25 protein-coding genes and 1 pseudogene are annotated in these 24,454 nt (G+C 44.6%); 10 read left to right on the top strand and 16 right to left on the bottom strand.

Features of this window, described 5'->3' with window-relative positions:
* Positions 1-16 precede the first annotated feature (16 nt).
* Positions 17-853, top strand: coding sequence for a hypothetical protein (locus NSS66_RS14375; RefSeq protein WP_340959193.1), 837 nt, complete (start codon positions 17-19; stop codon positions 851-853).
* Positions 846-1,331 carry a DUF5381 family protein gene (locus NSS66_RS14370; protein ID WP_075154580.1) on the top strand — a complete coding sequence of 162 codons (486 nt, stop codon included), beginning with the start codon at positions 846-848 and terminating at the stop codon, positions 1,329-1,331. Before NSS66_RS14375 ends, NSS66_RS14370 begins: the two co-directional genes overlap by 8 nt.
* An 18-nt stretch (positions 1,332-1,349) precedes the next feature.
* Here the strand turns inward: NSS66_RS14370 and NSS66_RS14365 are convergent, their stop codons facing one another.
* The 3 genes from NSS66_RS14365 to NSS66_RS14355 form a co-directional block, all read right to left on the bottom strand.
* Positions 1,350-2,060: a 5'-methylthioadenosine/adenosylhomocysteine nucleosidase gene (locus NSS66_RS14365; protein ID WP_013311357.1), complete on the bottom strand. Its 711-nt coding sequence runs from the start codon at positions 2,058-2,060 to the stop codon at positions 1,350-1,352.
* A gap of 40 nt (positions 2,061-2,100) precedes the next feature.
* A complete protein-coding gene (locus tag NSS66_RS14360) occupies positions 2,101-3,276 on the bottom strand; it encodes an aminotransferase class I/II-fold pyridoxal phosphate-dependent enzyme (protein WP_340959191.1) in 1,176 nt (391 codons plus the stop codon).
* A gap of 69 nt (positions 3,277-3,345) precedes the next feature.
* Positions 3,346-4,185, bottom strand: coding sequence for a MetQ/NlpA family ABC transporter substrate-binding protein (locus NSS66_RS14355; RefSeq protein ID WP_071558422.1), 840 nt, complete (start codon positions 4,183-4,185; stop codon positions 3,346-3,348).
* A gap of 289 nt (positions 4,186-4,474) precedes the next feature.
* On the opposite strand from NSS66_RS14355, the gene NSS66_RS14350 reads away from it, so the two are divergent.
* Complete coding sequence (locus NSS66_RS14350; RefSeq protein WP_071558421.1) at positions 4,475-5,032, top strand: YdhK family protein; 558 nt, start codon at positions 4,475-4,477, stop codon at positions 5,030-5,032.
* Between the two features lie 85 nt (positions 5,033-5,117).
* Here NSS66_RS14350 and NSS66_RS14345 read toward each other — a convergent pair whose 3' ends face one another.
* From NSS66_RS14345 to NSS66_RS14325, 5 genes are all read right to left on the bottom strand, one after another.
* Complete coding sequence (locus NSS66_RS14345) at positions 5,118-7,001, bottom strand: stalk domain-containing protein (RefSeq protein ID WP_071558420.1); 1,884 nt, start codon at positions 6,999-7,001, stop codon at positions 5,118-5,120.
* Positions 7,002-7,168: 167 nt separating this feature from the next.
* Positions 7,169-7,456, bottom strand: a complete 288-nt coding sequence (locus NSS66_RS14340; protein ID WP_023989726.1) for an antitoxin Xre/MbcA/ParS toxin-binding domain-containing protein — start codon at positions 7,454-7,456, stop codon at positions 7,169-7,171.
* Positions 7,457-7,469: 13 nt separating this feature from the next.
* Positions 7,470-7,955, bottom strand: coding sequence for a methylated-DNA--[protein]-cysteine S-methyltransferase (locus NSS66_RS14335; RefSeq protein ID WP_340959190.1), 486 nt, complete (start codon positions 7,953-7,955; stop codon positions 7,470-7,472).
* 25 nt (positions 7,956-7,980) lie between these two features.
* A complete protein-coding gene (locus NSS66_RS14330) occupies positions 7,981-8,541 on the bottom strand; it encodes a bifunctional transcriptional activator/DNA repair enzyme AdaA (RefSeq protein ID WP_023989728.1) in 561 nt (186 codons plus the stop codon).
* A 37-nt stretch (positions 8,542-8,578) separates the two neighbouring features.
* On the bottom strand, positions 8,579-9,367 hold the full coding sequence (locus NSS66_RS14325) for an isocitrate lyase/PEP mutase family protein (RefSeq protein WP_340959189.1): 789 nt from the start codon (positions 9,365-9,367) through the stop codon (positions 8,579-8,581).
* Between the two features lie 273 nt (positions 9,368-9,640).
* On the opposite strand from NSS66_RS14325, the gene NSS66_RS14320 reads away from it, so the two are divergent.
* Positions 9,641-10,642, top strand: a complete 1,002-nt coding sequence (locus NSS66_RS14320) for a chitosanase (RefSeq protein ID WP_076264757.1) — start codon at positions 9,641-9,643, stop codon at positions 10,640-10,642.
* Positions 10,643-10,871: 229 nt separating this feature from the next.
* Here the strand turns inward: NSS66_RS14320 and NSS66_RS14315 are convergent, their stop codons facing one another.
* Positions 10,872-11,243 (bottom strand): hypothetical protein, encoded by a 372-nt coding sequence (locus NSS66_RS14315; RefSeq protein ID WP_023989731.1) that lies wholly within the window; start codon positions 11,241-11,243, stop codon positions 10,872-10,874.
* A 437-nt stretch (positions 11,244-11,680) separates the two neighbouring features.
* Here NSS66_RS14315 and NSS66_RS14310 point away from each other — a divergent pair, with 437 nt between their 5' ends.
* Together NSS66_RS14310 and NSS66_RS14305 are read left to right on the top strand one after the other, a co-directional pair.
* A complete protein-coding gene (locus NSS66_RS14310) occupies positions 11,681-11,947 on the top strand; it encodes a hypothetical protein (RefSeq protein ID WP_023989732.1) in 267 nt (88 codons plus the stop codon).
* A 28-nt stretch (positions 11,948-11,975) separates the two neighbouring features.
* Entirely contained in the window at positions 11,976-12,122 is a 147-nt protein-coding gene (locus NSS66_RS14305; RefSeq protein ID WP_023989733.1) for a hypothetical protein, read from the top strand.
* Positions 12,123-12,222: 100 nt separating this feature from the next.
* On the opposite strand, the gene NSS66_RS14300 is transcribed toward NSS66_RS14305, so the two are convergent.
* The 4 genes and pseudogenes from NSS66_RS14300 to NSS66_RS14285 all read right to left on the bottom strand — a co-directional run.
* Positions 12,223-13,395, bottom strand: a complete 1,173-nt coding sequence (locus NSS66_RS14300; RefSeq protein WP_069081162.1) for an MFS transporter — start codon at positions 13,393-13,395, stop codon at positions 12,223-12,225.
* Positions 13,396-13,474: 79 nt separating this feature from the next.
* Positions 13,475-13,753, bottom strand: a complete 279-nt coding sequence (locus NSS66_RS14295; protein ID WP_013311367.1) for an ArsR/SmtB family transcription factor — start codon at positions 13,751-13,753, stop codon at positions 13,475-13,477.
* Positions 13,754-13,974: 221 nt separating this feature from the next.
* Entirely contained in the window at positions 13,975-14,712 is a 738-nt protein-coding gene (locus NSS66_RS14290) for an SDR family oxidoreductase (RefSeq protein WP_071558416.1), read from the bottom strand.
* 13 nt (positions 14,713-14,725) lie between these two features.
* Positions 14,726-14,875 (bottom strand): annotated as a pseudogene (locus NSS66_RS14285) (Atu4866 domain-containing protein); the annotation flags it as partial.
* A 172-nt stretch (positions 14,876-15,047) separates the two neighbouring features.
* Here NSS66_RS14285 and NSS66_RS14280 point away from each other — a divergent pair.
* Positions 15,048-15,977, top strand: a complete 930-nt coding sequence (locus tag NSS66_RS14280; protein ID WP_023989737.1) for an AraC family transcriptional regulator — start codon at positions 15,048-15,050, stop codon at positions 15,975-15,977.
* 160 nt (positions 15,978-16,137) lie between these two features.
* Here the strand turns inward: NSS66_RS14280 and NSS66_RS14275 are convergent, their stop codons facing one another.
* Together NSS66_RS14275 and NSS66_RS14270 are read right to left on the bottom strand one after the other, a co-directional pair.
* Positions 16,138-16,788, bottom strand: a complete 651-nt coding sequence (locus NSS66_RS14275) for a hypothetical protein (protein WP_028542247.1) — start codon at positions 16,786-16,788, stop codon at positions 16,138-16,140.
* Positions 16,789-16,853: 65 nt separating this feature from the next.
* Positions 16,854-17,891: a LacI family DNA-binding transcriptional regulator gene (locus NSS66_RS14270; protein ID WP_023989739.1), complete on the bottom strand. Its 1,038-nt coding sequence runs from the start codon at positions 17,889-17,891 to the stop codon at positions 16,854-16,856.
* Positions 17,892-18,232: 341 nt separating this feature from the next.
* Between NSS66_RS14270 and NSS66_RS14265 the strand changes: the two genes are divergently transcribed.
* Entirely contained in the window at positions 18,233-19,285 is a 1,053-nt protein-coding gene (locus NSS66_RS14265; protein WP_028542246.1) for a 2,3-butanediol dehydrogenase, read from the top strand.
* Positions 19,286-19,400: 115 nt separating this feature from the next.
* Here the strand turns inward: NSS66_RS14265 and NSS66_RS14260 are convergent, their stop codons facing one another.
* On the bottom strand, positions 19,401-21,395 hold the full coding sequence (locus NSS66_RS14260; RefSeq protein WP_081376913.1) for an AraC family transcriptional regulator: 1,995 nt from the start codon (positions 21,393-21,395) through the stop codon (positions 19,401-19,403).
* 180 nt (positions 21,396-21,575) lie between these two features.
* Between NSS66_RS14260 and NSS66_RS14255 the strand changes: the two genes are divergently transcribed.
* Together NSS66_RS14255 and NSS66_RS14250 are read left to right on the top strand one after the other, a co-directional pair.
* Positions 21,576-22,838, top strand: a complete 1,263-nt coding sequence (locus tag NSS66_RS14255) for a VWA domain-containing protein (protein ID WP_340959187.1) — start codon at positions 21,576-21,578, stop codon at positions 22,836-22,838.
* 269 nt (positions 22,839-23,107) lie between these two features.
* Positions 23,108-24,451: an amino acid permease gene (locus NSS66_RS14250; RefSeq protein ID WP_028542243.1), complete on the top strand. Its 1,344-nt coding sequence runs from the start codon at positions 23,108-23,110 to the stop codon at positions 24,449-24,451.
* Positions 24,452-24,454: the final 3 nt, after the last annotated feature.

The raw sequence follows: 24,454 nt of genomic DNA, 5'->3' as shown, positions 1-24,454 counted from the left end.
GAGAAGGAGCCTGACTATGGACAAACAAACGGTAATTTTAACGCTTGAGGAACTAGGCTTTGCCTTGACCGCACTGGGCGCAGAAGATATGGCTTCTGGTCTGCTCCAATCTTATTACGGGGAACTAACCGAAGATCGCTGGGAACTGCTTTTTCATGCCGCAACGCATAGCCTGATATCCAAGGGTTTGATGGAACAACGGGATGACGGGCAACAACAGCTCGAATTTGATGCGTTTATTGTTGAAATGCTAGCTCATCTGGTACAAAGCCGCCAGATGCTACGTGGCTACAAGGAGCAACAGGACAAGCAAAATACATTAACGATACACCATGGAAATGAACGTTTTCTGTATCATTTTTCCAGCCACAATGAACTCCATTTCTTTCGCTGGTCTTCCCCAGAAGACTGGCATCATGACATTGATCAATTGTTCGGCCTGCTTGCTTCGAACTTCAATGAGCACAGCCGATACGTCGATTTGACAGAAGAACAGTGGAATGAGTTAACCTCATCCAACTTCAGCATGCAGCAAATGACAACGTGGAAGCTTCATGAGTCGGCTCAACAAATGATACAAGACTGGCGAGAGGATTTTGATCGTAATCAATGTAGCCTAGATAATTTGAGCCAGATGATATACGCGGATACGGATGAAGATGGACCTTCCGTTACAAATCTACTATTTGTTCTTAAAGGAACGAATGATGTGTGGATCGTAAGAAATACAGAACTGGACATGCAGGCCACCCCATGTCTGCGTATTGAAAGTGTAACCGAAGCTGACTGGAGAGAACGAATAACTTATTTCATTCAGGAGTTTGTACGCGACGAGGCGGTATTCCGTGGATAAAATTGTATATCGAAGATCTTTGGCATTTTGGAAAGCCATGGGCAGCTTGATGTTTGTGCTGATTTGTCTGCTTTTGCTGCTGCTCATTTTTATCGACGAAGATATCTCAGCTCTACAAATCTTCTTCTTTATTACGTCCGCCATTGTTGGACTTCCTTTTTTCGGTAGCTATCTCGTGGTTTGTTTGAGCAGAACGCTTCGTAAGGATACCTACCTGTTCATCTTTGACGAGCATAGCATTTCCGATGGTATTCGAACTGTCCCATGGTCTGCAATCACTAAAGTCGAATTCGAAGGGGCCTCCATCCGCAAATGGCTGCGCCCTCGCTTTCCCGCCTTTATTTTTCATCTGAATGACCGCAGCACCTGGGAAGTCAGCACCGATTATGTGTTGAACGATATGGAGCTGAACCAAGCCGGGAAACAACTTCGAACTCTCATTAACCAGCATGGCAAACCGAAGAAAAAACGTTCCTGAATATTGCCATTGGATATATCATAGCTTGTCTCTATCATATGCAGCTACAAGAGCCACAACCACTGCTGCCGAGTTGGCCGCAGCCAAATCAAGATTGGAGTCAAAAGAATCCGCCGCTTCTACACCGGCAAGATCAGACAAAGAACGGACAGCCAAAAACGGAACACCAAACTGGTACGCAGTCTGAACGACCGCGGCCCCTTCCATATCCGTCACTTTCGCTTCAGGAAACTGGCTACGGATAAAATGGGCGCGCTCAGCCTGGGAGATGAAAGAGTCTGCCGTCGTAATCAATCCGTTGACGATCTGCCCCTCAATCCTGGTCTCCGCCAGCGCTTCTGTCGCAAAAGCAAGCAGCGCTGGATCGACAGGATAACTTGCCGGCATCTGTGGCACCTGTCCGTAGGTATAGCCGAACGCCGTTCCGTCCACATCGCTGTAAGTCAGCTCGGTCGCCACTACAACATCGCCAACATGCAGCGCTGGATCGAGCCCACCCGCAGACCCGGTATTAATGACAAGCTCCGGGCTAAATCGCTCAATCAGCAGCGCCGTAGTCGAGGCTGCGTTCGCTTTGCCAATTCCTGATTGCAGCAGAATAACCTCCTTGCCCTCAAGCTGGCCTGTATAAAAAATCCCGTTCGCAATCTGGGTCATCTTTATCCCTTCGATCTGCGCTTTCAAATCTGCTATTTCTTCCTCCATGGCTCCGATAATCGCTATACTCAAAGTTCTTCTCGCTCCCTCCATGAATTCCTTGTATTCCAGCTTATACTTGAAAAATACCCGTTGCTGCGATGCGCTGCACCGCCTCCAGCAGCCTTTCTTCACTGTTCACCAGACTGACCCGCACATAAGAAGCTCCCGCACGACCAAAGCCTTCTCCAGGGGCGACCGCAACATGTGCCTCGTCCAATAAAAAGTCTGCAAATGAAGCGGATGTGTAACCCTCTGGCACCTTGAACCAGGCAAAAAAAGACCCTTGGGGAACAGCTACATACCAGCCAATACCTCGTAACGCTGCAATGAGAATATCACGGCGCCGCTCATATAACGCCGCGAGTTCCCGTACCGGTTCCTGCGTGCCCAGCAATGCCACAGCCCCCGCATCCTGTACCGCTCCAAAAACAGTGCTGTAGGCATGCGTATGATAATGCTTGAGCGCACCAATGATGGACGAATTTCCCACTGCAAAGCCGAAGCGCCATCCAGCCATGTTATACGTTTTGGAAGCCGTATACGTCTCGACGCCATATTCCTTGCCGCCGGGGATTTGCAATAAACTAATCGGCTTATGCCCGTCAAATCCAAGAGCACCGTAAGCAAAATCATTCATAACCGGAAACTGATATCGAGCGGCATAATCCAGCGTCTTTGTCAGAAAATCTGCAGTAGCTACTGCTCCAGTCGGATTGTTCGGATAATTAATCATGAGCAATTTGACCTGCTCTGCGATTTCTTCCGGCACGGTTGTATAATCAGGCAAGAAGCCATGCTTCTCATCAAGCGGAATCGTATGAATATGGGCTCTTGCCAGCGCAGCAGCGGAATAATATTGGGGATATGCCGGATCGGTGGTCAATAACCAATCACCGGGATTCAGCAGCGCCTGTGGAATCCCCATTACGCCTATGGCTGAGCCGTTGAATATGGCAACCTCCCGGTCAGGATCCAGCTCCACCTGATACTCCCGTTTATAGAACGCGGCGACAGCCTCCAGCGTGCTTTTTTTCCCATGAAAAGGTGGATAGCCCTGATTGATCGGTTGATCGACCGCTTCCTTCAAAGCGCTGATGATATGCGCCGGTGTTGGCTGATCCGGGTTGCCGGCTGCCAAATTGATTACATCTATTCCTTTGCTTTTATACAGATTCACTTTGTCATCCATTGCGCTAAAATAGTTGTCAGGCAGAGCCTTGACGAGATCAGAGGATGAAAAAATCACGTTCATCTCCACCTTTTATCCATAAGATACAGGCTGACAACGTCAGCCCGCAGAAGATAATACCCCATATTATTTGAAATAGCTTGGTAGCTTGTAGCCTTCATAAACAGGATTCGATTGGATGTACTTTTGGAATTCATCTGAATGATATCCTTCAATAATGTCTTTGACGAAGGGCTTATCCTTGTTCTTGTTGTCCACAGCTACCACGTTCGTGAACGGATCTGTCATATTTTCAAGCTTTAATGCCGAGGTCAGCTTTATTCCATTCGATACAGCAAAGTTCCCTTGTATAGCCGCAAAATCAACATCCTCTAGTGCACGTGGCCCCTGTGCCGGGTCGGTAGCAACAAATTGCAGATGATGCGGATTAGAGGTGACGTCATTCACCGAGGTTTGCAATGGATCGATTTTGTCCTTTAACGTAATCCAGCCTACTTCCTTCAAAATATTCAGCGCACGCAGCATATTGACTGGCTCGTTGGGCAGGTTGATTTGGGCTCCATCGCTGATTTCGTCAAGGCTGGTGTGCTTGCTGGAGTACAATCCCATTGGAGGAGTCGGGACCTGCACAGCACCAATCAGATCAATATTCTCCCGCTTATTCATAGAATCCAGGTAAAGCGAATGCTGGAACACATTAGCATCAATATCCCCCTTAGCCACGGCTACATTGGGCTGAACACCGTCTGTAAACTCTTTATATGTAATCGTATAGCCTTTCTTCTCCAAATATGGAGCCACACCATTCTTAAACTGATCGCTATATGGACCGGGATTAAAGCTGATATGCAGTGTTTTCTTTTCTTCACCCGCAGCGTTGCCCAACGTATTCTTGCTGCCGCAACCTGAAATAAAAAGCACGACTGCTCCCAGCAGCAATATAAATGAAATCCATGGTTTCTTCATTTTGATGTCTCCCCCTGCTCCTTGATATCATCTACTTTTGGTGAGTTAGAATGTTACAGTCGCTCAAAATACCAAGTAACTTGATGCGTTTTATAGATATTACAATGATTTTTTATTCACTGTCAACAACATTTAATTACGCATCTTCTGCATAACAAAAAAGGGGTCACAACAGGAGATCCCCTTGAAAGCAAAACACTTCACAAGTTTGTCATATACTTCCGTTTTAAATATACCCCATAGGGGTACATTTAAAATATGTAATTAAAACCCTAAAGGAGCTGTAAATATGAGAATGCAATGGGCTTTGCTCGCTGGTACAATCATGATTATTTTGAGTGGGTGCGGGAACAGTAACACGCCGAACCAGGAGCACACGACAAACAGCAGTCAACAGCACGACACATCGGATATGAACCATTCCACTTCCAGTGAGCTTCCTACCGGACTAAAAGAAGCTGAAAATCCAGCCTTCAAAGCTGGTAGCCAAGCGACTATCCAAGCCGACCATATGGCAGGCATGAATGGGGCTACTGCCACGATTGTGGGTGCTTATACGACTACTGCTTATACGGTCTCATATACTCCAACCACTGGAGAAGAAAAAGTGAATAATCATAAGTGGGTTATTCATGAAGAGATTAAGGATACAGGCAGCGAGCCCTATGCACCGGGAACGGAGGTTATTCTTACAGCAGATCATATGAAGGGGATGGATGGGGCTAAGGCTACCATTGATTCCGTCGAGCCAACGACCGTATATATGGTAGATTATACGCCGACTACAGGAGGAGAGCCTGTCAAAAATCATAAATGGGTGACGGAGAGTGAGCTTTCAGCCCATTAGAACTCTTACAACACAGGCGCTTATGATAGCAAAAGGGAGCCTTACATCGGCTCCCTTTATACGGCTTATTTGAGTTTGGACAAACCTACTTTGCTAAATTCAGCTTGGCATCCTTGATGTCATACAAAGTCCCTTTGTTGGTTTCTACAAGCTTTTTCATTTGTTTGTTGGCTAGTCCATTTGCAGGCACGATTGCATTAAAAATAACACCATTTTTCTGTAATTGCTCGTTGATTTCATCTACTGAAAAACGGGCTTTACCCAGAGCTGTATTTTTATCATGAACTGGTGCATCTGTAATGAATATAATTGTTTTGGAATTAGAATTCTTGGGAAATTTACTTATAGCTAACTGAATAGCCTCTAATCCCGATTCCTTCAAATCCCCGCCAGCGGAAGGGCGCAGCATATTCAAATTACCTTTTAACTTGTTTTTATCGGTCGTAAACTCCAAAAATTCTAAATCTTTATCTGCCTTCAGATTGATATCCCGAAATGCAACGACAGCAAATTGGGAACCTGCTGGAACGGAATCAACAAAGCCTTTCACCTTCTGTCTCACATAATCCAGCGTCCCTGTCATACTACTCGTAACATCTATGACGAACACAATATCCGTAGATTTGGAGAAGGTGGTGGATATCTTTTTCAGAATCGTTGGATTGGAATGTGATTCGGAAGCATCTTCATTTTCCTCCATTAATTGTTCACTTTCACTGGTTGTCAAAACCTGCGGTGGAGCAAGAAAAATCACAACGCTCTGAGCTGCAATATTCCATTTTACCTTCGCACCCAGCGCCTCACTTACAAAGCGAATAGGAACCATTACTTTGCCATTAATGAGTCTCGGCGCCGCATTGAGACGCACTAATTTACCGTTGATATAGGCATCTCTGGAGCCTACAGTTAACTTAATCGTTGTATTTCCCTTGGTTGCAGTAACGGTCTTGGTAGCTCCATCCCATTTCACTTTCGCCCCAAGCGCCTCAAAAACGGCACGAAATGGCACCAGCATACTTCCGCTAATAGAGGTCGCAGGCTGCTCATATTGTTGCAGTTTCCCGTCTATAAACACCTCAACCTGCTGAGCCTTGTTATTATTTATGGGAACAAATTGGGGTACAGATGCTGCCGAATTTCCCGACTGATCGATCATTTTGATATAAAAGTAGTATCCACCCGTAGATAAATTCAGGTTACTCAATGGGTAGCTAAATGTTGTTTCCGGATCGAACTGAATCCGTTTAATTAATTGAGCATCCGCATTTTTGACCATAACGTATGAAGTGTACGTGGGTTGAATATTTTTCATTTTCAAACGAACCGAAAATGACGTACCTGAAGAGTTGATTGTAAATGTACCCGGAAAATCTTCTCCAGACGGGATAGACAAAGGGATTTCCGGTGACTCATCCACCTCTTGGTCCACTTTAGGCTCCACGACAGGCTGGGTTACTTGAGGTTCAATGACTTTCGGTTCATCCACAGGTTGAGCAACCTCGGGTTCACTGGGAGTGGGAATCTCTTTTATATTGGTCTCCACCTCAGGCTGCGTTACTTTCGGCTCCTCAGCAAGTGGAGTTACTGTAGATTCATCGACTGACTGCACAGTCCCTTCCATAGTTGTAGCTATAGGAAACTCTATATGATTTTCTGATCCTGGCCCAGGTGCTGGTCGTGAATCCGCAATTGAAATTGTGGAGTTGGCATAATCGATCGTAAAGTCACCCGGAGGAATTTCAATATAGTTGCTATACAGACGAATTGGTGTATCAGGCTTAATCGTAAACGGGAGATCGAATTTAAACACTCTGTTTACTCCATTACCATCATCAAGGGTAAGCTTAAGCTTATCTCCATCTCTGAATACTGTCGAATTGGCAGCATGAACACTTTCTGTACACAAAGTGAACAACCCTACGAGTATCGTTAAAAACGAAAGTAGGAACATCATTCTTTTGAGCTTCATTCTTATTTCCCCTTTTGAATCTATAGTCTTGTCGGTAAATCATAGCATAGGGTTAGATGAAGTTCATGCCATCTGATTACAGTTATGGATATGCGAACTCACTTTTTCCATCATTCGCGCTCTGTTCATCTGTTCAATGTTCATATGTATCTCCTTGGCCCGCTTCTTCAACGTGGCATACGTAATATGGCCGCCTTCAGTGCTTTAGTGCCTTCTTCGCTTTTCAAATAATCCGACGGTGTTTCGTTGCCGAGTGCGGGGACTTTTCGATCCATCCAAGTCAGCAAATATTCCCCCATATCGGGCAGCAGCACAATCTGAATCTCCTTGGGGATTTTACTTTCAACCACTTTTGCTCTTATAGCCGGATCTACCTGTGCATACCGCTCCTGATAGATCTGAACCATGTTGGCCCAGTTCTCCGGCTTAAACTCTTTCAAATATATGTCTCTCATCTACGAACCCTCCTTAGGGCCTCAGACAACGCTTTTCATGCTGGAGCAACCATTCTTTTCTCCATAGCCCTCCTGCATAGCCCGTTAGTTTCTGATTGGAACCGATAATTCGGTGACATGGAATCACAATGCTCAGCTTATTTTTTCCATTAGCACTGCCTACGGCTCGGATCGCTTTTTCATTTCCAATAGCAAGAGCAATATCTTTATAAGCTGTCGTTTTACCGTACCCCACGGACACCAGAGCATTCCATACTTTTTGCTGAAAATCCGTACCTTCAAAGACATAAGGAAACGTAAACTCAAAGCGCTCACCTTTAAAATACTCGTCAAGCTGGATAGCGCATTCCGCTAATACTTGGATTGGAACCTCTTCTATAGCCCTCGTTAAGAGCTCATTCCGATTAGAGAACATAATAGAATAGACAGCCTCATTTGTGCCCTGTATCTCTATCTCTCCAATCGGCGATACATACTTCAATACGTAAAGTTCACTCATAAAAGGATACGACCTCCTTCCTTTTCTATTCCTTACTCAACTTTCTATACTCACTAGGAGAACAATGGTTCAAGCTGCGAAACGCCTTATAGAAATGGGAGGGACTTTGGAAGCCCGTCTCATAGCAAATCTCAAGATTCGTAAGATTTGTACTTTTAAGAAGATAGGCTGCCTTATCTACTCTTATTTTTTCCAAATACGTACGCGGGGTTTCGGCGGTTTCCTGTTTAAAGATCCGATCCAAGTAAAAGGAGCTTATTCCGATATGGTCCGCAATATCCTGCAATACAAGTTTTTCCTTGTAATGATTGACCAAGAAGGTTACTACATTCTGCACAAGTCTGATATACGGCGAATGGTCTGTATGGGGCTGGCATCTTTTGCAAGCACGAAAACCCGCCTTTTCCACTTTGTCCAAATCAAAGTAAAACTCCACATTTATTTTCTTCGGCTTTTTGGATCGACAGGAAGGTCGGCAGTATATGCGGGTTGTTTTCACAGCGGTAAAAAACAACCCGTCATACTTACGATCACACGCTATAATTTTCTCCCACATTTCTTCAAAAGAAAGACTAAGGTTAGCCATGATCGAATGCTCTGTCCTTTCTATAGTTCATATTCATCTAGCTCAAGGATTTTGCAAAATCCTCATATAAATGTGATGTATCTTGAAGCTCTATCAACTGTTCTGCATTCTTTTGCAAAGCAACTATTATCTTATCAGAAAATGCATTTCCAAAGCTAAACCGTTTAACTCCTAACTGCTGAAGCTGGTGGACATTCGTCAGACCCGGCAGGGATAAAACATTAAGCGGAGCATGTATATGAAACACAACTTCCCTGATCTCTTCATCACGCTTTAATCCTGGAACAAAAATTCCGCTCGCACCACTATCCACATACGCTTTGGCCCGCTCTATGGTCTCTGAAAGTGGGGCATCCATCTGCAAATATGTATCCGTTCTTGCGTTTATAAAAAACTTTTTAAACCCACGCGTATCCAATGCTGTTCTTATTTTGGACAACAGGTTACTGTGCAGGCCCACTTCTCGAAGTCCCTTTTTCGTTTTCAAAGAATCCTCAATATTAATCCCTGCAACTCCCACATCGGCTATCCTTAAAACATGCTCAACAATCGTTGCCGTATCCTCCCCATATCCTGCTTCAATATCTGCCGACACTGGAATCTGAACATGCTCAGCAATCGTCCGAATAATGCTTACATGCTGGTCAAAATCAATAAGCTCTCCATCTGAGAATCCAAGCGTATTGGCAATTCCCCAGCTCGTCGTACCTATCGCCTTAAAGCCTGCCTTCTCCAGAGCCACCGCAGATAGCATATCCCAGGCGTTCCCTAAAAATAAAAGTTCCTCTGATGTGTGAAGTGCATGAAACTGATGAATTTTGTTCATAAATATAGCCTCCTGATATGTGATGTAACTCATTTTATCAAGAGGCTATCTTTGTTTCGTCCTCATTCTTGCACTTATGATCTGTAGGAATCTAGGAACAACTAGGTCCATTTATTCACATATAAATCATAATTTTTGAAAAAAACGGTTATTTAAGCTCTATTCAATCATATTCTTCTTATCTATACTCTTGCTAAATCAATTCGAGTTAGATGCAAATCTACGCTTTTAGCTTTTAGCCTTTCACAATTACATTATTATAGGAGGAGTTATATGTATAAAACAAAGTTCCTTATGATCTTGCTAAGCTTTACTGTAATTGCTTCTTTCTCTAGCTTGTCGGGTCCACCTGCCAAGGCTTTTGCTGAAGAGAATGGAACTCCAGTACAGAAAACGATCGATTTAAATGAGGGCTTCGACAACTCAAATGAAGCTAGTATAGAGCCATTATCCCTTACCAGCGAAGCAGCTACTAGCCAAGAAGCGGTTACAGCTATTGATCATGATGCTAATTTCTCACCTTCAACACTTCAGTTTCTGAAGGCTAATACAGGACTCGACGGTGAGCAATGGGATAATATTATGAAGCTAGTGAACAAACCAGAGCAAGATTCTTTGAAATGGACTGAATTCTATGGATATGCTGAAGATATCGGCGATAATCGCGGATACACCATTGGTATCTTTGGAGCAACAACAGGCGGTTCAAATGATACGGGACCCGATGGTCCGGACTTATTCAAAGCTTTTGATGCTGCTAGTGGAGCTAGTAACCCTTCCATTGCAGGTGGATTAACACGTGCTGGCCTGAAGGGGAAAATGAGTGGTTCGATTCTAAAGCTCAGCGATAGCGATAGTGTTATCAAGAAGAAGATCAACGCTCTCCAAAACAATGAAGCTTGGAGAGAAGCCATGTGGCGTACGTTCTATGACACCTATATCGAATATAGTGTACAGCAAGCACAGAAACGCGGATTTAATACTGCTCTGACGATTGGTTCATTTGTCGACACAGCACTCAATCAAGGCGCTACTGGTGATTCAGGTAGTCTTGAAGGAATCCTCTCACGTTCAGGCAGTAGTACGAATGAGAAGAAGTTCATGACTAGCTTCTATGCTAAGCGTACATTGGTTGTCGATACCAACGATTATAACCAACCTCCCAATGGTAAGAATCGTGTGAAACAATGGAGCTCTCTCTTAGCTTCTGGCGAAACAGATCTTAAGAACGCAGATGCAGCTGTGATCAAAGCAACGAATTGGGAACTGAAGTAAATATAATATACGTCATGAGGAGGGCATATCGTATGTCCTCCTTTATCTATTTTTTATGAACATTGAGTTGGTGTTGACTGCTAACAACATCCCATTCTCCCATACAGTTCCTCTCATCATTCGAGTATGTAGGTCGCGTGTACAAATAGAGAGACTGTCCCAAAAGCCCGAAAGTTGCAAGCTCCTGAAACAGTCTTGTAAAATGGTTTATGAAGTCGAAATAAGGCCGTTAGATGATTCGATAGCCAGATGGCAGTCTACCGCTACTGCGGATATTACGGATTTGCTGCAACGTCAAACGTTGATTGGTAGAGATAATAGATTCCACATCATTCCCGCGAATCAGATCATCCAGGTCGGCGATGTTGCGATTGCCTCTAAACACACGGAAGTTACCTCTAAACCGCGTGCCAGTAAAGAGTACAAGTGTAGCATTGCTGCTAGTAGAAAAGAAACGCAAACTTTCGATGCCGTTGAGAATGTTATCGGTATTACGAATGCCTAGGTTTCCTCTGAATACTCTCCTGGAACCCCGAAAATTTTCTTCGTTGTAGACTGTAAGACGTGGATACGTTTGAGATACATATGCTTTGTTGTCCATGTTGTAATTCCTCCTTTCAACTTTATCTTATGCTTCACCATCCGATTGGCGCGGGCCTCGCAGCATCCATCTAAAAATAGTTATGTGATTGAATAGAGCAGATGCAGACTTGAAAAAGGAACATATGTTCTGTATAATCTAGCTTAGCAATTTGGAAAATCCTGAACTAACGGAGATGCGGACATGGACGATAAATTTATTGAGGAACTACGTGAAATTAGCAGAAACGACAAGCGAAGATCCGAATTTCTTATTAAGGGTATGAAGGAAACACTTCAGGAAAGAAAAGAAAAAAACTTTATCGAAAGATGGATTTGGCGACAAAAAAATAAGAAGCTTATAGCGCGGAAGTTTAAATCCTAGTAGATATAACAACTGAATCTTCATAGATTTCTACTTTTTGTTTAGGTCATAGCTCATTTTTAGGAGGCAGAGTCATGATTGAGCTACTAGTCTCAAACGACGATATATTAAATCAAAATCAATTTTTGGCTGATGAAGTTCGATACAATTTGATCCATCGAATTTGTGAGTCAGAAGAGTCAACATGCCTCAAAACGTCCGATAAAAATATGATCTTTGCTCAATCACCCGGACATAAGGCTTGGCTATGGATCTCACAACAAATCACAGATGATTATAAATTGACCTATATAGAAGAACTCTTACGTTATTTAAAAGGAACCACCCTATACCCCGCCTAATTTGCGAAAGAAAGGTTTTGCCAGCGCAATGGTATCCGAGCTATGTTGCATTTTGGAAAATGAGCATTTAGTACCCATGCTATATGCAGATTTAAAAAATTCGGTTTCCAATCAAGTTTATAAAAATATCGCCTTTGAGGAAGGCGGCAAAATCACTGATATTGCGTTTGAATAAGCCTTCCTACTGCAAGAGAGCATGTTATTGCTCATTCAAATCAAAGAAGGCCGCAATGTCACCTTCATCACTGGGCCTCCTCTTCACTTATCTATACACTTTACTCCGTAACACCCACTTGTGTTTGAACTGAGGATCTTCGTGTAAGTAAATACGTAGCCACAATAGCGATACCAACCCCTGCTGCTCCAAACCAGGTGATGGAAGACAGCGAAACCTGACCAACAACTACACCGCCAATTCCGGCTCCGGCTGCCATAGCAAGCTGCATTGTAGATTGATTGAGACTCAGCATCACACCGGAAGATTCAGGCACAAGTGTGACCAGATTATATTGTTGAGTAGGTCCAGTTGTCCAGGCTGCGAACGACCAAAGGATCAATAAAGCAAATACTGCGATCAGGGAATGAGCGGCAAAAGGAAGCAAGAGTAAGGAAATACCGTGCAACACCATACCCCCTAATAATGTAAAGGGTATACCCTTTTTATCCGCACTGTACCCACCAATTTTTGACCCGATTAGACTGGCAATTCCGAAGGCGAGCAATACTGAGCTTAGCATATCCTCTCCTACACCTGATACATTCAGCAAATACGGTGAGATGTAAGTATACGCGAGTGAATAACCACCTAGCCAAAAGAAGGTAATGCCTAATCCCAAAGCAACTTCAGGCTTTTTCAGAAGAGCAAACTGTTGTAGTAAGGGGACAGGTCGATCTCCTTTTAAGCGGGGAATTGTCATAGATATAACAATTAGGGCAATAATCCCTGTCAACGCGATGCCGAGAAATACGGTTTTCCAGCCATATGCAGAAGATATCATTCTCCCAAGCGGCACCCCAATAATCAGCGAGGCTGTAAAACCCATAGTAACCGTAGCAATAGAACTGGCCTGCTTGCCGGCTGGGGCAATTTTCGCAGCAATGCTCAGTGCTGTAACCACGACCATCCCCGCCCCGAGGGCCATAAGAATACGTGCGGCGATAAACATTCCAAAACCCGGCAGAACAAAGGAGAGGACATTGGCTACTGCAAATAATCCGAGCGAACTCAAGAGCAGCTTGCGTCTGTCCCATTTAGCGGTTACTGCCATCAGGATCGGCGTGCCAATCGCGTAAGCAAGAGAAAAGACTGTAATCAGCTGGCCCGCTGCGGACACCGTAATCCCCATGGTTGTCGCAATCTGATCCAAAACGCCTGAGATAATGTATTCGGATGTGCCTACCAAAAAACTAACAATTGCCAAAATATACACTTTCCACGTGCTCTGCATTTTTAAATAACGCCTCTTTTCTTTTGGTATTTTTGTATTTTTATATTTTTACAAATATCGAAATTAAGACTAAAAAAATTTATGTTATTAGGAACGGGGCATATTTCTGCGCTGCTTCCACATCCAAGCTGTAATAAATAAACGTCCCCTCTTTACGGTATGTGAGCAACCCCGACTCTGCCATTTGCTTCAGATGGTGCGATAGCGTTGAAATAGCTACACTGTTCAGCTTCTCGCCCAGCACAGAGCAGCATTGGTCGCTTTCCTCTTTTAGCAGAAGTGCTATCTTGAGACGAGTCGGTTCTCCAAGTGCTTTATATATTTTTACAGCCTGCTGCATCTCTGTTGTATCTTTCACCCTGTTCGGCTCCCTTCTGTTCCAGTCTTAATTTCGATGTTTGTCGAAATAAAATTATCACAAACATTTGTAAAAGTAAATACGTTTATTATAAAGGTACAGCTATTTTACACTCTGTGGTGTGAATAATGTTCTTTCTCATCCGATAAATCCCCCCCATCCATAAAGGATGGAGGGAAAAATGATCTGAGTAGAGAGGGAGAATCATGGATGCTATGGCGTTAATTCGGGCTTGCCGTGGGTCTGACAATAATTTCATTAACATCTACATCCGCTGGCTGCTCCATGGCATACAGAATGGAACGCGCAATGGCATCAGGCGAAATCGAAATACGACGGTACTCTTTCATTCCTTGCCGGGCCTCTTCATCTGAAATACTGTCAGCAAGCTCAGATTCGGTTACTCCTGGCGATACCAGCGTCACACGAATATCTCCCCCCACCTCCAAACGCAATCCTTCAGAGATCGCCCGAACCGCATACTTCGTTGCGCAATACACCGCTGCAGTTGGGGTTACACTATACGCGCCAATAGAGGCGATATTGACAAACTGACCAAATCCTTGCTTTTTCATAATCGGAAGCCCTGCCGCAATCCCATGCAGAACGCCCCGTATATTTACATCAATCATGCGATCCCATTCCTCTACCTTCAGGGCTTCTAATTTTGAAAGAGGCATCACTCCCGCATTGTTCAAAATGACATCCACGCGTCCAAATGCTTTTTCCGCGTACTTAATGAACGCTTCCATCTGGTCCCTCTTTGTCACATCCAGTTGCTGATAATCAGCCGATCCACCTTTAGAACGAATCTCGGATGTCAGAGCCTCCAGTCGCTCTGTGCGTCTGGCCCCTAATATTACATGAGCCCCATGGTGAGCAAGTAAACGGGCAGTAGCTTCACCGATCCCACTACTTGCCCCCGTAATAGCTACGACTTTCCCTTTAATATCCAACATACTTATTCCTCCTTTAGTTTAAAAACGGACTAAAAAACATCCCTGCTTGATACAGAACACCATCCTCAAATTCGCCATCTGCCGTAAATCCGGTGTCGCCCACATACTTGATATGGTCACCTTCCACGATGTAGCTACCTGTGTAGGCACTTTGCCTCTGATCACGTGCTTCTGTTCATTTGGCGTTGTTTCTGTACCCTTATTATGAGACGATGATGTTTTGAGCTGGTAGAAGAATCAGAGCAAATTATTGCCTAATCCTCCAAAGACCCTTAATATGTAATAAACTACTGAAAATGAAAACGGGCTACATTGCAAAGAAGGGATGTGTCATGATGGGGGCAACCAAAATAGAGGGTTCTACCATGGAAAAACAAGCCGAGTTGGCAAGGCTTATAGAACGATTTTCACATCAGGACGGAGTTCTCACTACAGCCATACCTTCGCTTCATTTCGTCCGAAGTTCAAATACAACCGTTCCGATACATCAAGTCCATGAACCTGCCTTATGTATTGTGACACAAGGCAGAAAAGTCGTGATGCTCGCAGAGGAAAGTTACCATTACGGCACATCCGATTACCTTGTTGTGTCGGTGCATTTGCCGATTTCCGGGCAGGTCATTCAAGCGTCAGCAGAAGCTCCTTATTTGTGCCTCCGGCTCAATTTTGATCCGCATCAGGTTTTGGATCTGATCAAGGAATCTGCTTTTCCCACAAGCCCCATGCCTGATTCCAGACGAGGCTTGTATGTAAGCCAAACTAACTCTCTACTGCTGGATGCCGTGGTAAGGCTAGTGCATCTTTTGGAAAACCCACAGGATGTTCCGGTGCTGGCTCCATTAGTCATTCGTGAGATACTGTATAGGATTTTACAGGGGAATCAGGGGGAATCCTTAAAACAACTGGTCATGACCGGCAGCCATTCCAACAGAATCGCAGAAGTCATAAAGCGGATTAAGCAGGATTATGATAAGCCGTTACGTATTGAGGAATTGTCCAAACTAGCGAATATGAGTCCTTCGTCACTACATCGTCATTTTAAAGAGGTTACGGCTATGAGCCCAATGCAATATCAAAAACAATTACGTCTACAAGAGTCCCGCCGCCTGTTGTTATCTGAATCAGCGGATGCGGCAGATGTCGGTTTTCAGGTAGGTTACGAGAGTCCCTCACAATTCAGCCGCGAATACGCCCGCTTGTTCGGCCTGCCTCCAATTAGTGATATTAAACGCTTGCGCTCAGATCAGGATCACCAGACCACTTGAACCCATTGTTAGATGAACATCTGAAACCAATGGTTCTACTAACGTTTATCCCAATCATAAATGCCAGGATGTAAAAAACAGCACAAAACAGCCGCTCCTCCGGTAGAGACGCGGCTGTTCAATATATTCCTCTATACATGTGGTCATCACTATTTGAGCATCAATACGGATTATCCAGCTTGACGAACAAGGCTCGGATAACATCCTTCTCTGCCGTAGTAAGCTTTTGTCCTGCCTGCCATTGTTGAATCTCTTTCTTGACTTCCTTGGGTTCTCTATAGCTGAGAGCATACCCGATGCTTCCTATACCTTGTGTGCGGTTGGTTTTGTCCATATTTGCCAATGCTCGAGTCATCGCAGTTCTATCTCTTGTAAACAAATCTCCCATAAGACCAGCATAGCTTTCGCTTAAAGCTCCATCCAATCCGTCAGAAGCCTGAATCAGATTTGCAAAGCTTTCCGATGGAATAAAAGCGCGCTGCCTATACAGATATTCGATAATTTCCAGGCTTTGATGTTCTTTGATTTCGTTTATCTTTCCCCATTGGATTCCTGCTAAATGGTCCGTCATATGACGGACTTTTGCTTCATCACTGAGGGATGAATCTTTATAAAAGGACAGCACTAGCTCCTCTTTACTTTGCTGGGTGTGCTGAGTATTGGCTGCAGTTTGCTTGGACTCCCCATTGTTTGCCCCGGACGGCGCCGCAGTTTCAGCATCCTGTCCCACTGGATGGGGAGTGCACCCTATGGTTACAGCCAGCAATAGTGCAGTACAAGCTACAGAAACGAACCCATTACCTTTTAACATGAATCCACTCTCCTGTCTGAACAAACAGTGGTCGTTATAATTGCCCAAAATCCACTCATACCCTACTACTCATCACGCCCTACCGTGGGCTTACGGATCACAGAGACGCTCGATTCCCTCACGATCAGACGAGGCTCGAATTGCACACGCTCATAATCCCCAGGTGTCTGTTCCTGAATCCGCTTGAGCAGCAGCTCCGCAGCCAACCGTGCCACCTCTTCCCCCATGATGGAAACTGAGCTGATCTGAGGGGTCGTTACCATAGCCCACAAATTGTTATCAATACCGACTACAGCAACCTCATCTGGCACCTTTACACCCAAATCCTTAAATCGATTGACGATCCCTATCGCCACCATATCATTAACCGCATAAATAGCATCCGGCATATGTTTCAGGCTGTAAAAATAATCGGCTGCACGCAGCCCTGTCTCAAAGGAGAAATCATCGCCAAAATAAACGAGTGAAGGGTCCACATGCTGGAGAGACTGCTCATAAGCGAAGTATCTCTCCTCGATTTTGTCCTTCGCAGCGCCTGCATAGGCAATTCTTGTTCTCCCGATTTTAAGCAAATGCTCCATCACAAGTCTTCCCTCTTGCCGGGCCAGACTGACGATATCCGCTTTGACATCTTCGCCCAGCTTCTTGCCATAGTTAATAATGGACACGGGAACGCTGGCTTTGTTAATCAGATCTACCAACATTTTGGGATACGCCAGCGGCATAATGATGAGCCCGTCGACATGCAGCTTCTTGACCTCACGAACTGTTTCAAGCTCCATTCTGGCATTCCCAGCAGTATTGATTTGCACGACACGGTATCCATGCTGCTTGGCGGCCTGCTCTACGGACCAAGCGATCTCTGGAATAATCGCGTTACGAATGTCCGGCACGGCTAGCGCGATTTGTCGTGTCTGACGAACTTTCAAGCTCTGAGCCGAGGTGTTGGGCGTAAACCCCATCTCTTCAATCACTTGCAAAATTAAGGCTTTCGTCCTCGGACTGATGCCCTCACTATCATTAATAGCTCTGGAGACAGTCGCTATACCGACTCCTGCCCGCTTGGCTACATCCTCTATGGTTACTTTCTTTTGATCTGTCACGCCCAAAATCCTTTCAAGAACGGAATCGTTTTCTGACTTTCTAAAATAAAGTCTTAATGTTGATATTATACCACAGAATGAGTGTCTAAAAATTGAAGTCGTTTTCTTCTTGTCTTTGCTTCACCTGAAAAATTCACAAAATCTCTTTGTATAAAAGTAATGAGCCAAATATAGCACTGTAGTCACAAGTGATTATATTCACAAAAAAAATCAAGTGCTTTTTGCATTAAATTGGTTTGACAATGTGTAAAAATTGTGACATATTATTTTTCGGAAACGTTTCCTAATTCATTCACTTTTATAGAGGCAATGATCATATATTCGTCAAGGAGATGACAGACATGCAAGCATTGAGATGGCATGGAGTAAAAGACTTAAGATTGGAAAACATTGAGCAGCCCGCTGCTCTGGCAGGAAAAGTAAAAATCAAAGTAGAATGGTGCGGCATTTGCGGAAGTGATCTTCACGAATATGTAGCAGGACCGATCTTCATTCCCCAAGATGCTCAGCATCCATTGACTGGCGAAAAAGCGCCGATCGTAATGGGACATGAATTCTCTGGACAAGTCGTCGAAATCGGTGAAGGTGTAACCAAGATTCAAGTTGGCGACCGTGTAGTTGTAGAACCGGTGTTTGCATGTGGAGAATGTGATGCATGTAAACAAGGCAAATATAATCTTTGCGATAAAATGGGCTTCCTCGGTCTGGCAGGCGGCGGTGGTGGATTTTCTGAATATGTCGCAGCTGACGAGCACATGGTTCACAAAATTCCAGAAAGCGTATCTTTCGAGCAAGGCGCATTGGTAGAGCCTTCGGCCGTTGCTTTATATGCTGTTCGTCAAAGCCAACTGAAAGTCGGCGACAAAGCTGTAGTATTTGGCGCTGGTCCTATCGGATTGCTGGTTATTGAAGCGTTGAAAGCTTCGGGCGCATCTGAGATTTATGCAGTAGAGCTTTCCGAGGAGCGTAAAGCTAAAGCTGAAGAGCTGGGTGCTATCGTGATTGATCCTAAAACTTATGATGTGGTGGAAGAACTGCACAAACGGACCAACGGCGGCGTAGATGTAGCCTATGAAGTCACTGGAGTACCTCCTGTGCTGACTCAAGCTATTGAATCTACTAAAATTAGTGGACAAATTATGATCGTCAGCATTTTTGAAAAAGAAGCTCCGATCAAGCCTAACAATATCGTTATGAAGGAACGCAATCTGACTGGTATTATCGGCTACCGTGATGTATTCCCAGCTGTTATCAGCCTGATGGAAAAAGGTTATTTCCCTGCCGACAAGCTGGTTACCAAACGCATTAAACTCGAAGAAGTGATTGAGCAAGGTTTTGAAGGTCTCCTGAAAGAGAAAAATCAGGTTAAAATCCTGGTATCTCCGCAAGCCTAATATCGAAAACAAACCAGATGTCTGCTCTATGCAGACATCTTTTTATAAAAAAACGCTCTCCTTCCTGCGACATGCTGTCGTCAAGATGAGTAGCGTTTTTTGATTACCATTTGGATTACTGAGTTACATTTTTCAAAACATCGTCGATCATTTGACTGTTTGCAATTGTACCTGTATACAACCAGCTAGAATCCTTACCAAAATCGTATACATGGCCTTCTTTAACGGCTGGAATTCCCGCCCATACAGGATCTTTTACAATATCTTCTTTACTTACGTTTTTGCTGTTCACGATAAAGATATAATCCGCATCCAGCTCGGCCAGCTTCTCCAGCGATAAATTACTCCAGTTCGCCTTAGCCGTTTTGGAAATCTCCTGTACGACTTGTGGAATCTTGAATCCCAAATCCTTATACAATACATCACCGCTGGATAGATTCTGGTTTACGACATACACATTTTTATCCGTTACCCACAATGCCGCCGCAGTTTTTTGTCCTACCGTCTGACTCAGCTTGGCTTTAGCCTCTGCTGCTTTTTTGTCGTAGTTGCTCAATGCCTGCTTCGCTTCACTGCTCTTATTCAGCACCTCACCCACGGTCAGCAGCTCTTGACGCCAATCATTGTTCATATTAGTGCCTACCACGTAGGTTGGAGCAATTTTAGAGTATTGATTATATTTGTCGCCTTCCACCATGCTCGCACTGTCCATAATGATCAAATCAGGCTTGAAGTTCAGAACCGCCTCAAACGGAAGATCTGAAGCAATGGTAGGAACGTCCTTCAGTTCTTTTTGCAGGTAACCTTGAACTGAATTTTTGCCTACCGACCATTGGGCTACGGGTTTAACACCTAGGGCCACTAGATGATCCTCCAGATAAGAAGCGATCACACGCTGAGGCTGAGCCGGAACCTTCACCTCATGCCCAAGTGCATCCTTCAGCACCCTTTCCTGTGATGTTGGTTCCGCTGATGTATTATTGTTCCCTTGGGAAGCGCCATCGGTTGCCGCAGGACTGGATGTGCCTGAGCACGCGCTGAGCAGCAGGGTAAAACTAAGCAATAAAATAAATGCCATGGAATGCTTTGCGTTTCTATTCATTCGTAAAATCCCTTCATTGTGATTTTGATAATGATTATTATCCTCAATAACAGTATGCAGGGCGCCACTTATCGAATCAATGGAACATTCAGACATGCTTAATGGATTATCCAGACTGGTATTTCTCACAAAAGCAGATGAATATAGGCTGTCCCGGTAATGAACCGGGGATACACCCGTATATTTTTTGAATGCCCGGCTAAAGAAATAGACATCCGGGTACCCCACACTGACAGCGATATCCTGTAAAGTAGCATCCGTCTTCCGCAAAAGCTCCTTCGCCTTGTCCATTCGCAGTTGAATCAAGTACATAATCGGGCTACAATCCGTTTGTTTTTTAAATAACCGAGTCAGATGTCTCGGACTGCATTCCAACAATCCGGCCAAACGTTCGAGCGTTATGGACTCCGCGTAATGATCCTGCATAAATCGAATCGCCTGTGTCACGATATCCCGCGCAGAAGTTCGAGCCTTCGGTTCTTGCAATTGCCGCATACATTCATATGCAAAATCATAGAACCGACCCTGAGCCTGAATCTTGGATAGCGCCTCATGATCCTGCCATGCGTACTCCAGTAGTTGCAGCTTTTGGTACAGTATAACCGGATAAGGCGGTACAAAACCATGAGCTATCGAAGGATGATTATACATCGTGTGTCCCGATAGAGAAGTCGCTTTATATAGTACAAGGATATATTCTATCCCGTATTGCGAGGGTTTCATATTCAGTTCAAAGCCTTTGCTGCCATGCAGTACGTACCCTGAATGTGGCGTATCCTTCCAATCACCATCCAAACGCACGCTACCCTGCAATACAAATACAAAAGCCTGCGCTGGAAGACGATACGGTTGAAGCAACGCTTCCGGCTCCAGTCGAATATGCCGGACATCCATGACACGGATCGACGAATGAAGCCATAGGGACAGCAGTTTGTTTAACTCATCAGCTTCATGTCCCTTGCTCATCCCGGTATGGGAACCTGCCTGCTTTTGTCGATCCTGCTTCACGTATCAAAGCCTCCGCTTCATAAATATCATACTTTTTTTCCACACCAACCTTATTATATATCATCTTTTACTGCGTCTACCATGAGACAAATATTCCTGCACGAAACAAGGTGAATATACCATTTCCATGGTACAATTTGTATAAATACAAGATTTAAAATACATAGGGGGTTTGACAGCATGAGCGGTCCCAACATTGCATTGAGTACAGGAGCTAATGCACCATTCGGTAAGGAAGATACGGTGCGGGTCACCATTACATGGAAGCATGCACCTGCCGAACTGGATGTTAGCTGTTTTATGGTAGGAGCAGACGGAAAGGTTTCCTCAGATGACTATTTCATTTTTTACAATCAACCCGCTGACCCGCACGGCCATGTACGGTTACAGCGTCCAAATGACAGAACCACTGAGTTTACTGTAGCGCTCCAGGAACTGGAACGAACCGGAGTGGAAAAATGTGTGTTTGCGGCCACACTGGACGGCCCGGGTACTTTTGCCGATGTGGTCGGCTGCTCACTTACTGCTCAAGGCAAGCAATCCCATATCACCTACAGCATCACCGAAGCTACCAAAGAAACGTCACTCGTATTCGCTGAAATATACCGCCATACGTCTGGCTTCAAGCTTCGCGCAGTTGGGCGTGGTTTCAATGGAGGACTAAAGCCGCTCGCCGAAGCTCATGGTGTCACCGTAGAGGAAACGGAATCGCCAGCAGCACCGTCAGCGGATAAAGCCGGCGTGAAGGAGCCTTCTCCTGTGAATGGAAGAATTAATCTGCTTAAACAGAAGGTACAAATTTCACTCCAAAAGAAGCAGATAGACCGTGAAAAAGCACGAGTAGCGGTTGTATTAGACGCTTCTGCTTCCATGGCGAAACTGTACTCTAAGGGAACCGTGCAAAAAGCCTTCGAACGTGTTCTGGCTGTATCGGCCTGCATGGATGACGATGGTGAAATGGATGTATGGTTTTTTGCGGACAAAGCCAAACGTGCTCCAAGCGTCACAGAGAGGAATTTCGAGAATTACGTAAAACGAAATTTCCCAGAAATCGGATACGGAAATATTGGATTTGGTAACAATGAGCCTGAAGTAATGGAGGATATTATTTTAAAATATACAAAAGAGGCACCCAATGAAACAATCCCGACCTACATTATCTTTTTCAGTGACGGTGGCGTATATGAAACGAAAAAAATATCAAAATTGCTGATCAAGTGCTCGAAAACTCCTATTTTCTGGCAATTTGTTGGTCTTGGTAATGCTGATTTTGGAGTCCTTCAAAAGTTGGATAATCTGCGTGGTCGCGTAGTGGATAATGCAGATTTCTTTGCCTTGGATGACATTGAGTCCGTGACAGACGCAGAATTGTACGACCGTCTGCTGAATGAGTTTCCTGGTTGGCTCAAGCAAGTGCGGGCTAAAGGAATATTGCGGAGCTAATTCTTCACCGCAATGCGATACTCCTACATGATCACTTAAATATCCGCCGAGCAGAACAATAAAGGCAGAATGACCGCAGATAGAGCAATCATCAGCGCCAGCATGCTGCCTCTGTTTTCCTCAGTTTGTTCTCTAGCGATTTCAATCTCCCTACCAGATCCTATTTATTTCATTTCCTAATTGGATATTTTCATGTAGTATAAGTCTAATTGAAGTAACCCTGTTTGGGCCATGCTGAAGCTATACACTATATGAAGGAGGATTTCATATTGAAATCAAATGAAGCAACTTTGCACAAAAAGCTGCTCCCACGGCACATTACCTTTATGGCTATGGGTGGAGTTATCGGAACGGGAATTTTTAAAGGAAGTACCGAAACGATTAGCTTGGCGGGTCCTGGAGTTATTTTATCCTATGTCTTCGCAGGACTCTTGCTCTTAGTCGTTATGGGCGCAATTGCCGAGATGGCTACCGTCTACCCCAACATGAATATGAAGGATTTTATTCGCAAAGCTTTTGGAGAACGTCTGTCCTTTATTATCGGCTGGTTGTATTGCTTTATGTGGCTGGCCGTCTGTATCATTGAGGTCATTGCTGCGGGGAGCTTCCTGCAATATTGGTTGCCAGATGTTCCTCTATGGGTACTCAGTTTAGTGAGTGCGGCTTTCATTATTGTCGTCAACATGCTGAGTGTCGGCGGTTTTGGGGAGCTGGAATTTTGGCTTGCGGGTATTAAGATTGCCATGATTATTATCTTCATCGCCTTGGGTGGCTGTATACTGTTCGGGATTATTCCCACTGAAACTCCACCTTATCTAAGCAACTACGCGCAGCACGGCGGATTTCTACCTAATGGCTGGTTAGCTATCTTTTCAGCGCTGCTGGTCGTTACCTTTTCATACGGAGGGTCCGAGCTGATTGGACTGACGTTGACGGAGACAGAAAATCCGGAAAAGGTACTACCTAGAGTGGTTAAAAGCTTTATTCTTCGCGTTGTTTTGTTCTATACGTTGCCCATTCTCATCATTTGTGGCTTGATTCCATGGAACCAACTGGATGCGAATACCAGCCCGTTTGTACAGGTATTGTCTTCTGTAGGGCTTCAAGGCTCGGCTCATGTTATGAACTTTATTCTGATCACTGCTGTACTGTCTGCCGCCAATTCGGGAATTTACGGGGCTACACGTATGCTGCATTCGCTGGCTATCAATGGAGAAGGTCCCAAATCACTCGCCCGCTTATCTTCAAACGGGGTTCCGGTAAATAGTCTCAAATTGTGCGCTGTAGTCCTGATTGTCGGTTCCATGGTTGCTTATGTCGCTCAGGACGGGCTGTTCCGTATTTTGATGGCTGTACCTGGCTTCGTCGTGTTGCTCGTCTGGAGCTGCATTTGTCTGTCCCAATTGAAATTGCGCAAATCTTATCCAGTGGAGCCTACTTTCAAGATATGGGGATTCCCTTATGTAACGGCGGTTACAGTGGGATGCCTATGGGTCATTGCGTTTCTATTCTTGCTTGACCCGCAAAATCGCATTAGCATTAGCGTGTGCGTGGCTTTCATGGCATTTCTGGTCATCTGGTCTTTGGTGAAGTTCCGGAGAAAGCAGGCGTAAACA

The organism is Paenibacillus sp. FSL R10-2748 (assembly GCF_038005565.1).
Classification (GTDB): Bacteria; Bacillota; Bacilli; order Paenibacillales; family Paenibacillaceae; genus Paenibacillus; species Paenibacillus polymyxa_B.
This window is presented reverse-complemented; position numbering and strand designations above follow the sequence as displayed.